The sequence below is a fragment of the Streptomyces sp. DH-12 genome (genome assembly GCF_002899455.1).
Classification (GTDB): domain Bacteria; phylum Actinomycetota; class Actinomycetes; order Streptomycetales; family Streptomycetaceae; genus Streptomyces.
Genome location: NZ_PPFB01000001.1, coordinates 778,816 through 792,938 on the forward strand (window position 1 = coordinate 778,816; position 14,123 = coordinate 792,938).

The 14,123-nt window shown below is 74.7% G+C and carries 11 protein-coding genes and 1 pseudogene; 4 read left to right on the forward strand and 8 right to left on the reverse strand.

The annotated features are described in order from the left end of the window. Nucleotides 1–155 precede the first annotated feature (155 nt). The 7 genes from C1708_RS02535 to C1708_RS02565 all read right to left on the reverse strand — a co-directional run bounded on the left by C1708_RS02535 (nucleotide 156) and on the right by C1708_RS02565 (nucleotide 9,720). Entirely contained in the window at nucleotides 156–1,511 is a 1,356-nt protein-coding gene (locus tag C1708_RS02535) for a serine hydrolase domain-containing protein (RefSeq protein WP_106411086.1), read from the reverse strand. An 87-nt stretch (nucleotides 1,512–1,598) separates the two neighbouring features. Beyond that, nucleotides 1,599–2,723: a cytochrome P450 gene (locus C1708_RS02540; protein ID WP_241911138.1), complete on the reverse strand. Its 1,125-nt coding sequence runs from the start codon at nucleotides 2,721–2,723 to the stop codon at nucleotides 1,599–1,601. Nucleotides 2,724–3,702: 979 nt separating this feature from the next. After that, the gene (locus tag C1708_RS02545; protein WP_106411088.1) at nucleotides 3,703–4,455 is read right to left on the reverse strand and encodes a thioesterase II family protein; all 753 of its coding nucleotides are present in this window, start codon (nucleotides 4,453–4,455) and stop codon (nucleotides 3,703–3,705) included. 395 nt (nucleotides 4,456–4,850) lie between these two features. Beyond that, the gene (locus tag C1708_RS02550; RefSeq protein ID WP_106411089.1) at nucleotides 4,851–5,030 is read right to left on the reverse strand and encodes a hypothetical protein; all 180 of its coding nucleotides are present in this window, start codon (nucleotides 5,028–5,030) and stop codon (nucleotides 4,851–4,853) included. Nucleotides 5,031–5,137: 107 nt separating this feature from the next. Continuing rightward, the gene (locus C1708_RS02555) at nucleotides 5,138–5,557 is read right to left on the reverse strand and encodes a CBS domain-containing protein (RefSeq protein WP_106411090.1); all 420 of its coding nucleotides are present in this window, start codon (nucleotides 5,555–5,557) and stop codon (nucleotides 5,138–5,140) included. 84 nt (nucleotides 5,558–5,641) lie between these two features. Further along, the gene (locus C1708_RS02560; protein WP_106411091.1) at nucleotides 5,642–8,089 is read right to left on the reverse strand and encodes a SpoIIE family protein phosphatase; all 2,448 of its coding nucleotides are present in this window, start codon (nucleotides 8,087–8,089) and stop codon (nucleotides 5,642–5,644) included. A 239-nt stretch (nucleotides 8,090–8,328) separates the two neighbouring features. After that, complete coding sequence (locus C1708_RS02565; RefSeq protein ID WP_106411092.1) at nucleotides 8,329–9,720, reverse strand: S1 family peptidase; 1,392 nt, start codon at nucleotides 9,718–9,720, stop codon at nucleotides 8,329–8,331. Nucleotides 9,721–10,026: 306 nt separating this feature from the next. On the opposite strand from C1708_RS02565, the pseudogene C1708_RS02570 reads away from it, so the two are divergent. From C1708_RS02570 to C1708_RS02580, 3 genes and pseudogenes are all read left to right on the forward strand, one after another. Continuing rightward, nucleotides 10,027–10,938: pseudogene (locus C1708_RS02570) on the forward strand (ATP-binding cassette domain-containing protein); the annotation flags it as partial. A 128-nt stretch (nucleotides 10,939–11,066) separates the two neighbouring features. Beyond that, a complete protein-coding gene (locus C1708_RS02575; RefSeq protein WP_106411093.1) occupies nucleotides 11,067–12,074 on the forward strand; it encodes a Ppx/GppA family phosphatase in 1,008 nt (335 codons plus the stop codon). A 59-nt stretch (nucleotides 12,075–12,133) separates the two neighbouring features. Next, a complete protein-coding gene (locus tag C1708_RS02580) occupies nucleotides 12,134–12,319 on the forward strand; it encodes a hypothetical protein (protein WP_106411094.1) in 186 nt (61 codons plus the stop codon). 62 nt (nucleotides 12,320–12,381) lie between these two features. Here the strand turns inward: C1708_RS02580 and C1708_RS02585 are convergent, their stop codons facing one another. Further along, nucleotides 12,382–12,990, reverse strand: coding sequence for a flavodoxin family protein (locus tag C1708_RS02585; RefSeq protein WP_106416115.1), 609 nt, complete (start codon nucleotides 12,988–12,990; stop codon nucleotides 12,382–12,384). A 79-nt stretch (nucleotides 12,991–13,069) separates the two neighbouring features. On the opposite strand from C1708_RS02585, the gene C1708_RS02590 reads away from it, so the two are divergent. Beyond that, nucleotides 13,070–14,083 (forward strand): iron-containing redox enzyme family protein, encoded by a 1,014-nt coding sequence (locus C1708_RS02590; protein WP_106411095.1) that lies wholly within the window; start codon nucleotides 13,070–13,072, stop codon nucleotides 14,081–14,083. The last annotated feature ends 40 nt before the right edge of the window (nucleotides 14,084–14,123 follow it).

Here is a 14,123-nt window from a genome sequence, read left to right on the forward strand (position 1 = left end):
GGCGCGCCGCTCGCGGGCGGCGCGCGGGCACACCGGAGCGGTGCGGGGTCTTCGCCTACGGGGCGGGTGCGTGACGGGTGGCGCGGGACACGGTCGGACGGCGGCGGTGCGGCGCGCGGTGCGGTCAACCGACGGCGGCGAGACGCGCGGTGCGGTCAGCCGGTGCCTGTTCGGCGCGCGGCGCGCCCGGATATCTGCAGCCGGTCGATGGCCCCGGTGACCGGGTCGCGGTGGAAGCGGCCGCCCGGTTCGAGCCGGCCGGTGGACGGGTCCACCAGGTCGCAGGACAGGTCCGCGTAGCACACCAGCGGAATGGGGTAGTCGCCGTCGACGGACAGGGTCGGCTTGCCGTCCCCGTCCAGCTTGACCGTGTACTCGATGGCCCCGTTGCGGTACGTCCCGGCGCAGTCCGTGAGGGTCAGGGCGGGTCCGCGGCGGGTGTCGGCGGACGGGCCGGTGGGCACGCGGATGCCGGTGAGCCGGGCGAGTTCGGCGGCGATGTCGCGCCACAGGGCGGTGGCGGCACCGGCGTTGCCGGTGAAGGCGACCACGATGCCCGTGTCGGCGTCGGCCCGCAGGTGGCAGGAGGTGCCCTGGGCGTTGCCGTCGTGGCCCCACCACACCCGGCCGTCCTGCTGGAAGAGGGCGGGGCCCAGGCCCCAGGAGTCCGCCAGCGCGCCGGCGTCGGCGGCCGGTTCGGGGTGGCGCATCCGGTCGGCGACGGCGGCCGGCAGCGCGGCCGATCGGCCGATCAGGGCTCTGCCCAGGGTGACCAGGTCCTCGGCGCTGGCCAGCAGGGCTCCGGCGGGGGCCTCCACCGGGGCGAGGTTCTGGTGGGCCGGGCGCACCAGACCCGTGGCCGTGTTGAGGGCGTGGCCGCTGGCGAGCGGCCGCGAGGGGGCGGTGTCGCCGAGGAACGCGGGGACGATGCCCAGGGGTTCCAGGACGAGCGCCGTCACCGCTTCCTGCCAGGTCATGCCCGTCACTTCGGACAGGATGCGGCCGGCGGCGACGTAGCCTGCGTTGGAGTACGAGAATCCGGTGCCCGGCGCGAAGAGGGTGTTCCGGGCGGTCCAGACGGCCGAGAGGTAGCGGGAGGCGGTGGCGCCGACGGCGCTGTCGGAGTCGGGCCCGGTGGGAAGGCCCGCGGTGTGACTCAGAAGGTGGCGGACCGTCACATCAGGTAACTCGCCGGGCAAGTCGGGCAGGAGGCCGCTGACGGGCTCGTCCAGGTCGATGTCGCCGTCATCGGCGAGGAGCAGGACGGCGGTGGCGGTGGCGACCTTGGTGACGGACCCCAGGGGGACGGCCGTCCGCGCGGTGAACGCGGTGTTCGTCAGGGCGTCGGCCGTGCCGGTGTGCAGGCTGACGAGGTGGGTTCCCGTGTGGACGGCGAGTTGGGCCCCGGGCACGAGGTGTATGCGCGCGAGGGATTCGAGGTGACTGCGCAACTCGTGGTGTGAGACGGCCGATGGCCGGTCGGTGGTCGGCGCGGCGGTCGAGTAGGTCATGGGGACGTGACTCCTGGTGAGAGCGGGTGCGGGGAGAGCGGACGCGCCGGCCCCGCGGTGAGCGGTGCGGGGTGCGCGTCGACGTGCTCACGGCCTGGTGACGGCGATCGGCAGGTGGCGTACGCCGACGATGACAGCCGGGTTCTGGTACGTGACGTCGTCGTACGAGGGCACCTCGATGTCGGGGAAACGAGCCGTCATCATCCGCAGGGCGATACGGGCTTCCAGTCGGGCCAGGGGGGCGCCGAAGCAGAAGTGGATGCCGTGCCCGAAAGTCAGATGGGGGTTGGGATCGCGGGCCGGGTCGAAGACGTCCGGCGAGGTGAAGCGGGAGGGGTCGCGGTTGGCGGCCCCCAGGTGGACCATCAGCAGGGTGTCGGCCGGGATCTCGTGGCCGCCGAGCTCCACGGTCCGGGTGGTGCGCCGGCCCAGCTCGGGGAAGGGCGGGAGCCACCGCAGGACTTCCTCCACTGCGGCGGGCACCCGGTCCGGGTCCTTGCGCAGTGCGTCGAACGTGCCGGGGTGCCGGTCGAAGGCGACCACGGCGTTGCCGAGCAGCGCGGTGGTGGTGATGTGCCCGGCGACCAGCAGCAGGGCGACGAAGCCGACGATCTCCTGGTCCTCCAGCCGCGTCCCGTCGACCTCGGCGGAGAGGAGTCTTGTGGTCAGGTCGTCACCGGGGTCGGCGCGGCGGCGGCGTATGTGGTCCAGCACGTAGCCGTTCATCTCGCGCACGGTCGGGGCGATGGCCTCCAGCGCCCGTTCCAGGTCGGCCATGTCGAGGCTGTCGCCGAGCTGGTCGCCGCCGAAGAGGGTCGCGGCCCACTCCTGGAACAGCCGGTGGTCCTCGGCGGGGACACCGAGGAGTTCGGCGATCACGATGATCGGCAGGGGGTAGGCGAGGGTGTCGACCAGGTCGAAGCGGTCGCGGTCGGCGACACCGTCGAACAGCCGCGCGCAGACGGCCTCGACACGAGGTGCGAGTCCGTGGACCACGCGGGGGGTGAAGGCCTGGCTGACCAGGGTGCGGAGCTTGCGGTGCTCCGGCGGGTCCATGCCGACGAAGTTGCCCTGGGTGAAGGCCTCGAAGTCCTCCTGGGTGGGGGCGATCGGCGTCATGTCGGAGGAGTACGTCGCCGGGTCGGACAGGACGGCAGCGACGCCCTGGTGGTCCACGACGTGCCACTGCTGCCGCTCCTCGTCGTACGCCACGGGGCCCGCGTCGCGTAAGCAGCGCCATCTTTCGGGTAACGCGTCGAGTGGCGATTCCGCCCCGGTCAGTTCTGTGCTTGTCACCGTTTCTCCTTGGGTGAGAACGCGCAGGCCCGGCGGTGGGTCACCGACGATGCCGTGGTGCGACGACGCCGTGGGCCGCCGCGGGCAGGGGCGGCCGGCATGCCCGCGGCCACCGGACGTGGCGCCGCAGGACGGCTCTCGCTCCGCGCCACGGGCCGCCCCGCGGCCCGCCCCCGGGGGCCGGGCCGGGAGCGACCGGCCGGTCCGCCGGCTCACGGCATGCCGGCCCGGGCGTCAGCACATCTGAGGACAGCTTTCGGACGGCGGGGATGCGGCTCCGAGCGGTCCGGAAGCCCGCCGAGCAGCGGACAGGCCCGCACCTGCGCAGCCTGGCAGCACACACCCCGGGGACCGACGAACAGACATCAACACATCCCCCCGTGACTTCTCCCGTGCAGCAACCCCGCGCGGGAACTCCCCTGACCCACGATTCCGCACTTCACATGCCAAGAACACGCCTTCGACACGATTCGTCCGGGCCGAGCGCGCTCACAGTTTTCACGTCGGGTGACGAGATCGCAACCCCCCGAAATCGAAGGGGAGAGCCGTGGGGCGCCTCGCCAAGAAGGGCGTGTATCCCGGCGTTTCACATTCAAACCTGGTGCTGTCGAAGAGAATTCACACGCCCTCCACACCGCGGGGCACGACCCCCCTCACCCCCGCGACCACCGCCTCGATCACACGGCCGTCCACACCACGGGTTTCGGCCAGACCGGGCGCGGGTCGCCCCGGGCCCCGCCGGGTCGTCCGGTCACCGGCACGGCCACGGCGTCGAGGCCGACCCGGCGCACGCGGAAAACCGAGGACACGCGCGCTCGCCCACGTGCGTGGGCGCCACGTCAAGGAGAGAGCAGCAGTCCGGCGCGGCCCCGGCGCACTGCGGGCCCACCGCCCGTCACCGGACGCCGGCCTCGGCGCACTCGGCGACGAGACGCACGACGGTGTCCTGGTGGTCCGACAGGAAGAAGTGTCCGCCGGGGAGCATTTCCAGCCGGAAGCCGGCCGTGGTGTGACTCTTCCAGGCTGCGGCTTCCTCCGGCGTCACCTGCGGGTCCCGGTCCCCGGTCAGACAGAGGACGGGCGTCGCCACCACCGCGTCGGGGACCGGCCGATACCGGGTGACCGCCCGGTAGTCGTTGCGTATGGCGGGCAGCGTCAGGTCCATCAGGTCCGGGCTGCTCAGGATCGCCGTGTCGGTTCCGCCGAGGCGTGCGAGGTGGTCGAGCAGGTCCCGGTCGGAGTCGAACGCCCGGGCCTCTCGCGTCATCGACGGGGCGGCGCGGCCGGAGACGACCAGGCGGCAGTGGGCCGTCAACCGGTCGCGCCCGAGCCGGAGCATCGACTCGAAGGCGACGGACGCTCCCATGCTGTGACCGACGAGGACGAGCGGCACGGGCTCTGCCGCCCATCGCCGCAGGGACGGCAGCAGCCGGTCGGCAAGGCCTTCGACGGTCGTCACGAACGGTTCGCCCCAACGATCCTGCCGCCCCGGGTACTGAACGGCTGCCACGTCGTACCCGTCGGGGAACCGCCGCGCGAACGGAGCGTAGAACGAGGCGGCGCCTCCGGCGTGCGGAAAGAACACCACGCGCGCCCGGGCATCCGCGGCACCGCGCAGTGGCCTGATCCAAGGGTCCTTGCCCACCATCCCCACTCCCCACCCCTCGTCATGCGGCCGGGCCCGCCCACCGGTCCCCTTGTGACCGTCGTCGACGGTACGGTGCCCACCCTCCGACCGTCGAGGGGGCCGAGAACACCCCGGCGCACCACCCTGCGGGCGCACCGGTCACCACCCGCACCGAAGCGGACGGCCTCCCGGGGGACGAAGTGGCGCTTCGCCGTGCGGTGTGCGGTGCTGCAGCAGCACGGCGGGGGGATCGGGCACGTGCAGCCGGTGACCAGGCGCCCGGCGAGTGACATCGACAAGGCCGCGGCCACCGTCGAGGAGCGTGTGGGGGGCGGCCTGGACGCCGGGGCGGGTGGGGACGCGTACACGCCGCCGGGCCGCACACCTCGTGGGTGCGGGCCCGGTGACGGCGGGGGTCATTCCTCGCCGCGCACGACGTTCCCCTCGGCCCGGGTGACCGGGGCGGCCGGTGTGGTGTTCCGGTCGACCGCGGGCAGGCAGGTCCGCAGCGGTCCCTGACCGCGCAGTCGCCGTGCGCGCGCCCAGCCGGTCTTCGGACGGCGGGTCCGGGGCTTGTCGGTGCTCCCCGTGATCACGTCACATCATCTCCTTCCGTGGTCACCGGCGGGCCGGGTCCCCCGGTGCCACGGAGGCCGGACCCCACACCGCGCGTTCATGCGACCCCCTTACGGATGTGAGGAGTTCACGTGTGCGGACGGGCGACGCTGATGTCACCGAGCGCCGACTCCGGGTCGCGCTCCATGGCGACGTCCCCCAACGACACGACGCCGACCGGGTGTTCGTCCTCGACTACGGGGACGCGGCGCACGGCGTGTTCGCGCATCAGCCGCACCGCGAGGTCCAGCTCGTCGTCGGGCCGTACGGTCACCAGGTCGTCGCTGCACGCGCCGGCCACGGTGGTCTCCTCGGGGTCGACGCCCTCGGCGACCGAACGCACCACCAGGTCCCGGTCGGTGACCAGTCCCCGCAGCCGCCCCTCGTCGGTGACGAGCACGGCGCCGAGGTCGCGGTCCCGCATGATGCGGGCGACCTGCGCGACGGAGGTGTGCGGCCCGACGGTCACGGGCGCGGCGGTCATGATGTCGCGGACGTACTGGGTCATGATGTGTCCCCTTCCTCGGCCTGCTCGGCGTCCTCGCCGGCTCGGTGAAGGACCCGGGTACCCGCCGTGCGGCGGACGGCACCGTCAGCGCCGTACGGTGAACTCCGCCCACACCTGCTTGCCGCCGCTGACCGGCAGGGTTCCCCAGGACGCCGCCACCGCCTCGACGAGCAGGATGCCGCGGCCCCCGGTGGCCTCCCAGCCGATGCTGGTGGGCCTCACCGGCGAGCGCGGGGAGGCGTCCGCGACGGCGAGACGCAGCCGGTCCCCGATCAGGGCGAGGTCGAGGCGCACCTGGCCGTCGGTGTGCACCAGGGCGTTGGTGACCAGCTCGGAGACGGCGAGGAGCGGCGCGTCGATCTCCTCGGTGACGCCCCAGGAGCGCAGGGTGCGCCGGGTGAAGCGGCGGGCGTGACCGACCGCCTGGGGCACCCGCCACACCGTCCAGCTCTCCCGCAGCGGACGGGTGTCCATGCCGTCGTAGCGCATCAGCAGCAGCGCCACGTCGTCGCTGCGGAGCGCGTTGCCGAGCAGCGTGTCCGCGACCGGCCCCAGGTCGGCGGGGTCGGCGGCGGCCACCTGCCGGGCGAACCGCTCCATGCCCGTGTCGATGTCGGAGTCGGGCGACTCGACCAGGCCGTCCGTGGTGAGGGCGACCAGCGTGCCGGGCTGGAGCCGCAGCGGGTTCATCGGGAAGTCGCACTGCCGCACCACTCCGAGCGGCGGACCGCCCTCCGCCTCCGCGATCTCGGTGCGCCCGTCCGGGTGGCGCAGCACCGGCGGCAGATGTCCGGCGCGCACGCACCAGGCGGTGCCCGCCTCCATGTCGACGTCGACGTAGCAGCAGGTGGCGAAGAGGTCGGTCTCCATGTCGACGAGAAGCCGGTTGGCGTGGGAGACCACCACGTCCGGGGGATGTCCCTCGACGGCGTAGGCGCGCAGGGCGGTGCGCATCTGTCCCATGAGGGTGGCGGCGCCGGCGCTGTGGCCCTGTACGTCCCCGATGACGAGGGCGACGTGGTTGTCGGCCAGCGGGATGACGTCGTACCAGTCGCCGCCGAGTTCCAGTCCGGCGGTGCTGGGCAGGTAGCGGGCGACGGCGACCGCGCCCGGCAGCCGGGGCAGGCGGTGCGGCAGCAGCTGGCGCTGGAGCATGCCGACCAGTTCGTGCTCGGCGTCGAAGGCGCGGGCCCGCATCAGCGCCTGCCCGGCCAGGTTGGCGGCGGCGGTGAGCAGGGTCCGCTCGTCCGCGCCGATGTCGTGCGGGGCGTCCCAGCCGACGAGGCAGGCGCCGGCCATGCGGTTGCCGGCGGGCAGCGGCAGCACCGCGAGACCGCCCGGGCCGACCCCGGCGAGCGCCGGTTCGAGCGGGGAGCCGGCCGGCCACATCGCGGGGCGGCCGTCGCGCAGCGCGGCGGCCAGGGTCGGCATGGTGCGCACGGGCGCGTCGGGCCACTCGGTGCGCCACTCCGACCGCCACAGCTCCGGCCAGGCCTCCGGCTCGGGCGGGTCGAGGACGGTGACGACGAGCCGGTCGCTCTCCAGCTCGGCCAGCGCCATCCGGTCCGCGCGCAGCGGGCGGCGCAGCGCCGCCACCACGGCCTTGCCGACGTCCCGCACGGTCACGGCGGTGGACAGGGCGGCGGCCAGGCGCTGCACCCGCGCCACGTCGGTGACGTCGGCGCGCAGCGAGGAGGCGTCGGCGACGGTGCCGACGAGCCGGGCCGGGCGTCCCTCGCCGCCGGGCGCCAGCCGGCCGCGCAGCCGGAGCCACCGGGGCGGTCCGGCGGGCTGGAGCACCCGGAACTCCAGCTCGCGGTCGCCGATGGTCATGTGGTCGGCCTCCACCACGGACATCAGCGAGGGCAGGTCCTCGGGGACGGCCAGGCCGAGCAGGGTCTCCACCCGCCCGTCGAAGTCGTCCGGGTCGAGTCCGTAGAGGTCCAGGACGTCGTCGTGCACCCGGACCCGGCCGGTGTCCATGGCGAGGCTGAAGCCGCCCGGCGGCAGGTCCGCGCCCTCGGCGGTGACGGGCGGCGCGGGGAAGGCGACGGCGTCGGCGACGAGGCCGAGGCACGCCCGGTCGTCGGCGTCGAACCCGCCGGGCCGCTCGCTCACCGCGAGCAGACAGCCGCCGCCGTCGTGGCGCACGGGCAGGGCGGCGAGGTGGAAATCGCGGCGGGGCGTGCGCCGCGACTGGGACTGGGCGGCCAGGTCCCTCGGTCCGAGCCACACCGCGCGTCCGCGGTGGGCCTCGGCGACGGGACCGCGGCCGGTGGCGGAGTAGCAGTCGCGCACCCCGCACAGGGTCCGCGGCACCCCGGCGGCCTCCGCCAGACACAGCAGCTCGCCGTCCTCGCCGGGGGCGTAGACGCCGGCGAACAGGGCGCCGGCGAAGACGAGGGCCTGCTCCAGGGTCCTGCGCAGCCGGTCGGGCGCCTGCGGATCCGCCGCGATCGCGCTCAGGGCGCCCTCGGCACGCAGCGTTCTCGTGCCGCCTCCCGCAGCGCCCTCACCGACCACGTTGGCCATTACAGCGCCAAAGGGACACGGGCGCAGCCCCTGTGCGCGAACGGCTCCCGGGCGGACCGCCCCGGGAACCGCTCGCGGGGGTCCGTCAGGACCGGCAAGGCGGGCACGGGCCTCACGGCGGCGGAACGGGGTACGCGCAGGGGTGCGCGCGAAGGGCCCGTGCGGGCCCGGTGGCGCGGGCCGTGCGCGGGAGGCGCCCCCGGCCCGCACACGGCCGGGGGCGCCTCCCGCGCACGGGGTCAGTGCGACGGGGCCGGCCCGGAGCCGGCCCCGGAGTGGCGGCCGGAGCCCGTGCCGTTCTGCTCCGGCGCACCGTGGTGCCCGCCCGCGCCGTCCTGGCCGGCACCGGCGTCCTGGCCGGCACCGGCGTCCTGGCCGGCACCGGCGTCCTGACCACCCGTCCGGTCCCCGGCGTCCGCCCGGCCGTCCGCGCCCGCCTGGCCGTCGCCGGTCTCCTCGCCCGCGCCCTGCGCCTGGCCGCCGGCCTGGCCGTCCGCGCCGGCGTCGGCGTCGGCGTCGGCGCCGAGGGTCGCGCCGACCGCTTCCAGGGCGGTGGTGACGGGCTGGAAGAAGGTCTCGCCGCCCACAGTGCAGTCACCGCTGCCGCCCGAGGTCAGGCCGAGGGCGAGACCGTCCTGGGTGAACAGCGGGCCGCCGCTGTCGCCGGGCTCCGCGCACACGTCGGTCTGGATGAGGCCGGTGACCGTGCCCTCGGGGTAGTTCACCGTGGCGTCGAGGCCGAGCACCTGTCCGTCGGCGAGGCCGGTGGTGCTGCCCATGCGGAACACCTGCTGTCCGACCGTGGCGTCCGCGGCCCGGACGACCGGGACCGTCCGGCCGCCGACGTTCACCTCGCTCGGGGCCTCGACGGCCGGGTCGTCGTAGGCGAGCAGCGCGAAGTCGCCCGCGCCCGGGAAGAGCGCCTGGCCGACCGTGGCGATGGGCTCGCCGCCCTGCCGGTCGGACCACTCGTCGCCGGCGGCGACACAGTGCCCGGCGGTGAGGAACGCCGGGCTGCCGTCGCCCGCGGTGACGTTGAAGCCGAGCGAACAGCGGGCGCCGCCCGCGAAAATGGCGTCACCGCCGGACGCGAAGGTGCGGAAGGTGCCCGCGGACCTCTTGAGGGTGGCCATGCCGGAGCCGAGGCCCTCGACGGTGGACTCCAGCCGGTCCCACGTGTCGCCGGTGACCGTGCTGTCCGCGGTGACGAGGATCTTGTTGGTGCGCGGGTCGACCGCCCAGGAGGTGCCCGGGATGGTCGCCTCCGTCTTCAACGTCCGTGCCCCGGCCTCCAGTTCGGCCATGCTGTGGTCGACCTCGCGGACCTCCGCGCCCGCGCTGCGCGCCTTCAGGGCCATGACGCCCTCGCCGCGCACCACGTTGACGACGAGCCGCTTGTCCTCGCCGTCGTACCAGGCGCCCGCGTACGCGTCGCCGAGCATGCCGGCGAGCCGGGTGGCGAGGTCCGAGGCGTCACCCGCCCTGAGGGTCCTCGGCGCGGCCGCGACGTCGTCCGGCACGCCGTCCTGGGACGCGCCGGCGCTGGGGAGCAGGATCGCGGCGGCGCCGAGGGCCACCACAGCGCCCACCGCTGCCGCGGCCTTGCGCTTCGGGATTCGCTTGTGACTCAAACTTCTCGACCTCCTGGGGGGACCGGAGTCGTGCCGCCGCCCGGCGGCTGTTCGGGGCGCCTGGACGGTCGTTGGTACGCAAGGGGGTCGAGAGGTGTTCAACTCCTTCCAGGCCCTCACCGTCCGTCACCGTCCGGGGGCTCCCGGTGTCCGGTCCCGCCGCGGGTCCCGGCTTCGGGGAATCTGCACAGCGCATGCCCGGCCCGGTCACCGGACCGCTGCCCGAGCGCCGGCTGAGCCCGCTGCGGCTGATGCGGTTCTGCCTGGGCGGCGCCCGGGGCGACCTGGCGGGGCTGCTGGTGAGCGGCCTGCGGGTCGATGACGGCGGCGGAGTTCCTCACCTTCAACACGTCGGTGACGATGGTGCTGACGTCGGTGACCCAGCTGACGGGCTCGTTCGTCTCGGCGGTCGCCGCGCTGCCGCTGTTCGAACAGATCCGGCCGGTGCTGGACGCGGCGCCCGAGGTGCGCGCGGCGAGCACCCGGCCGGGCCCGCTGACCGGCGCGATCGAGGCGCGGCGGGTGTCCTTCCGCTACTCCGACGACGGCCCGCTGGTGCTGGACGACGTGTCGTTCGAGGCGCGGCCGGGCGAGTTCGTGGCGGTCGTGGGCCCGAGCGGCTGCGGCAAGTCGACGCTGCTGCGGCTGCTCATCGGCTTCGACCGCCCGCTGTCCGGCAGCGTGCTGTACGACGGTCAGGACCTCGCGGCGCTGGACCCGTCGGCGGTGCGCCGCCAGTGCGGTGTGGTGCTCCAGCACGCGCAGCCGTTCACCGGGTCGATCACGGACGTGATCTGCGGCAGCGAGCCGTACACGCCGGAGGAGGCGATGGCGGCGGCGGAGATGGCGGGACTGGCCGAGGACATCCGCCGGATGCCGATGGGGCTGCACACCGTCGTGTCCGGCAGCGGCGCGGTCTCCGGCGGCCAGCGTCAGCGGCTGATGATCGCCCGGGCGCTGATCCGCCGGCCCCGGATCCTCTTCTTCGACGAGGCGACCAGCGCCCTGGACAACGGGACGCAGCGCACGGTGATCGAGAGCACCAAGGCGCTGCGGGCGACCCGCGTCGTCATCGCGCACCGGCTGTCGACGGTGCTGGACGCGGACCGGGTGGTGGTGATGGAGGCCGGCAAGGTGGTCCAGCAGGGCGCCCCGTCCGAGCTCCTCGCCGACACCCGGGGCCGGCTGCACGAGCTGGTGCGCAGGCAGCTGGCCTGAGCCGTCGGCCGTCGGCCCCCGGGGACGGCTCGGTCCCCCTCCCGCCGGGGCACGCACACCGTGGCGCGTATGCGGCCCTCCGCGCGATCCGTCCGTTGGACGGGGCGGTAAATGGGTACCCACGGGCCATGCGGACCAGCGTGGTGGATGTGGGGTCGAAGACCGTCCGGCTCGTCGTGTCGGACACGGAGGGCGGTGCGCCGCTGCCGGTGCACACGGCCAAGTGGCGGCTGCGGCTGTCCGAGCAGGTCACGCCCGGCGGGCCGGTGCCGGACCGCGCCGTGGAGGACCTGGTGGAGGCCGTCGCGGCGGCGGACCGGGCCGCCGCGCGCTGGGGCGCCGCCGGTCCCCTGGCCTTCGCCACGGCCGTGGTGCGCGGGGCTTCGAACGGGCGTGAGGTGCTGCGCACGGTCCGGGAGCGGACCGGCGTCGCGCTGTGCACCCTGCCCGGCGAGGTCGAGGCGGAGCTGACCTTCCTCGCCGCGCGCCGCTGGATGGGCTGGCGCTGCGGGCCGCTGGCCCTGCTGGACATCGGCGGCGGCTCGCTGGAGGTCGCCTTCGGGCGCGGCCGGCTGCCCGACTTCGCCGCCTCGCTGCCGCTGGGCGCGGCCCGGCTGACCCACGAGCACTTCGGGGACGAGGACCCGCCCTCGCCCGACCAGGTGCGCGCCCTGCGCCGGCAGGTGCGTCACCAGTTGCGCGACGCCGCGGCCCGGATCCGCTGGGAGGGGCCGCGCACGGCGGTCGCCACCTCCCGCACCTTCCAGCAGCTCGGCCGGCTGTGCGGGGCGGCGCCCGGCCGGCACGGCCCGTTCGTGGAGCGGGAGTTGTCCGTCGCCGACCTGCGCGGGGCGATCGACCGGCTGGCCGCCCTGCCGGCCGCCGAACGCGCCCGGCTGCCCGGCATCTCCGCGCCCCGCGCCACGCAGAGCCTGGCGGGGGCCGTGGTGGCGCACACCGCGATGAAGCTGACCGGCCTGGCGACGGTGACGATCTGCCCCTGGGCACTGCGCGAGGGGGTGCTGCTGCGCCACGTGGAGGACGGCCCCTCCTGGTGGGCGGAGATCACCCGGCGCAACGAGGAGGCGGAGGGTGCCGACCCGGTGCCGCTGCGCATCGCCGCCGCCCGGCCCTGACTCCCGCCCGCGGGGCCGGGAGCGACGAGCACGACCGAGCACGACGTGAGGAGAGCCCGTTGTCCGAGCACGAGCACGACGACACCCCGAAGCCGTCCGAGTCGGCCCTCGAGGAGGTGCTGCGCGAGGTGGAGGAGGCCGAGCGCCGCACCCGGGACACCGACGAGGACCGCCGTCACCGCGGCGAGGCGGGTGATGCGGTCACGCCCAACGTCCGGGCGCAGGAGGAGGCGGAGGGCGAGTAGACGCGCGCGGACACCGCCACCCGGGTTCCGGGAGGACCTGGACGGCAGCCCCGTGACCGCCCCTACTGCGGCGGAGCGCCGAGCGGGTGGGCCGCGAGGGCGCGGGCCACGCCCAGCAGGTTCGCGGCCATCGCGCGGCCCGTGCTGCGCGACCAGTCCTGGCCGCTGCCGCCCTCCAGGAAGCTCGGCCCGGGGCCCGGGCCCTGGTTCCAGTAGGTCCACGCCTGGCCGGGGACGGTGTAGCCGATGTCGTGGAGCGCGCCCGTGATCTCGCTGATCACGTGGTGCGCCCCGTCCTCGTTGCCGGTGACGACGACGCCGGCGACCCGGTTGTAGGCCACCGGACGTCCGTCGTCGTCGGTCTCGGACATCATCCCGTCCATGCGCTCCAGGACGCGCTTGGCCACCGACGACGGCTGGCCCAGCCAGGTCGGCGAGGCGATGACGAGGATCTCCGACGCGAGCAGCTTCTCGTGCACTCCCGGCCAGTCGTCGCCCTCGTGCACGGCCTCGCTGACCACGCCGGGGGCGATGTCCAGGTCCACGGCGCGGACGACGTCGACCTCGACGCCCTCCCGCTCCAGCCGCTCGGTGACGGTCCGGAACAGCGCCTCGGTGTTGGAGGTCTCCGGCGACTTCTTGAGCGTGCAGTTGATCACCAATGCCTTCATGACGTCATGGCGTACCCCGCGCGTCCGCCCCCGCCACACCGGCAGGGGTTTCCGTACGCCGTCCGGGTACACGGGGTCCATGGACGACCCTCGAGACGAACCTCTGCTGCCCGCGCCGCGCGGGCCGCTCAGCCGCGCCGTGACGACGTATCTGCGGGGCGCCGGCCCGCTGCCCTCCGAGGAGGAGGTGGCCGCCGCCCCGGTGTACGGCGAGGACCTCCAGCTCGCCCTCTACCTCTGCTACGAACTGCACTACCGCGGCTTCGCGGGCGTGGCGCCCACCCTGGAGTGGGACCCGGACCTGCTGCGTGTGCGGGCCGCCATGGAGCGGCGCTTCCTCGCCGCGCTCCGCGAGGACGCCCCGCGCCACGAAAGCGTCGACGACGCGCTCGCCGGGATCCTCGTCGAGCCGGTGGAGGGCACGGGCGTCAGCCACTTCCTGCGCGACAAGGGCGAGCTGTGGCATCTGCGCGAGTACGCCGCCCTGCGCTCGCTGTACCACCTGAAGGAGGCCGACCCGCACGCCTGGGTGCTGCCGCGGCTGCGCGGCCGGGCCAAGGCGGCGATGGCGGCAGTGGAGTTCGACGAGTACGGCGGCGGGCGGGGCGACCGGGTGCACGCCCGGCTGTTCGCCGATCTGATGACGGATCTGGGGCTGGACACGACGTACGGCCGGTATCTGGACGCGGCCTGCGCGGAGTTGCTGGTCACGGTGAACCTGATGTCGCTGTTCGGGCTGCACCGCACCCTGCGGGGCGCCCTGGTGGGCCACTTCGCGACGGTCGAGATCACCTCCTCGCCGGGGTCCCGGCGGCTCGCGGAGGCCATGCGGCGCACCGGCGCCGGCCCCGCCGCCGAGCACTTCTACGACGAGCACGTCGAGGCGGACGCGGTGCACGAGCAGGTGGTCCGCAAGGACGTCATCGGCGGTCTGCTGGAGGACGAGCCGCACCTCGCGCCGGACATCGCGTTCGGTGTGGCGGCCACGGTCCTCACGGAGGACCGGCTCGGCGACCGGCTGCTCGCCGAGTGGAGCGAGGGCCGCTCCGCGCTGCGCGCTCCCCTGTCACAGGAGGCGACCCATGTCTCTTGACCAACGGGGTACCCGGCCGCCTGTGAAAAGTCTCGCACCT

What these genes read in the sequence shown, in the direction of transcription:
- C1708_RS02590 (WP_106411095.1), top strand. Translation starts at nt 13,070, where the DNA reads ATGGACGACCCTCGAGACGAACCTCTGCTGCCCGCGCCGCGCGGGCCG.
- C1708_RS02545 (WP_106411088.1), bottom strand. Translation starts at nt 4,455, where the DNA reads ATGGTGGGCAAGGACCCTTGGATCAGGCCACTGCGCGGTGCCGCGGAT.
- C1708_RS02575 (WP_106411093.1), top strand. Translation starts at nt 11,067, where the DNA reads ATGCGGACCAGCGTGGTGGATGTGGGGTCGAAGACCGTCCGGCTCGTC.
- C1708_RS02585 (WP_106416115.1), bottom strand. Translation starts at nt 12,990, where the DNA reads ATGAAGGCATTGGTGATCAACTGCACGCTCAAGAAGTCGCCGGAGACC.
- C1708_RS02535 (WP_106411086.1), bottom strand. Translation starts at nt 1,511, where the DNA reads ATGACCTACTCGACCGCCGCGCCGACCACCGACCGGCCATCGGCCGTC.
- C1708_RS02555 (WP_106411090.1), bottom strand. Translation starts at nt 5,557, where the DNA reads ATGACCCAGTACGTCCGCGACATCATGACCGCCGCGCCCGTGACCGTC.
- C1708_RS02560 (WP_106411091.1), bottom strand. Translation starts at nt 8,089, where the DNA reads ATGGCCAACGTGGTCGGTGAGGGCGCTGCGGGAGGCGGCACGAGAACG.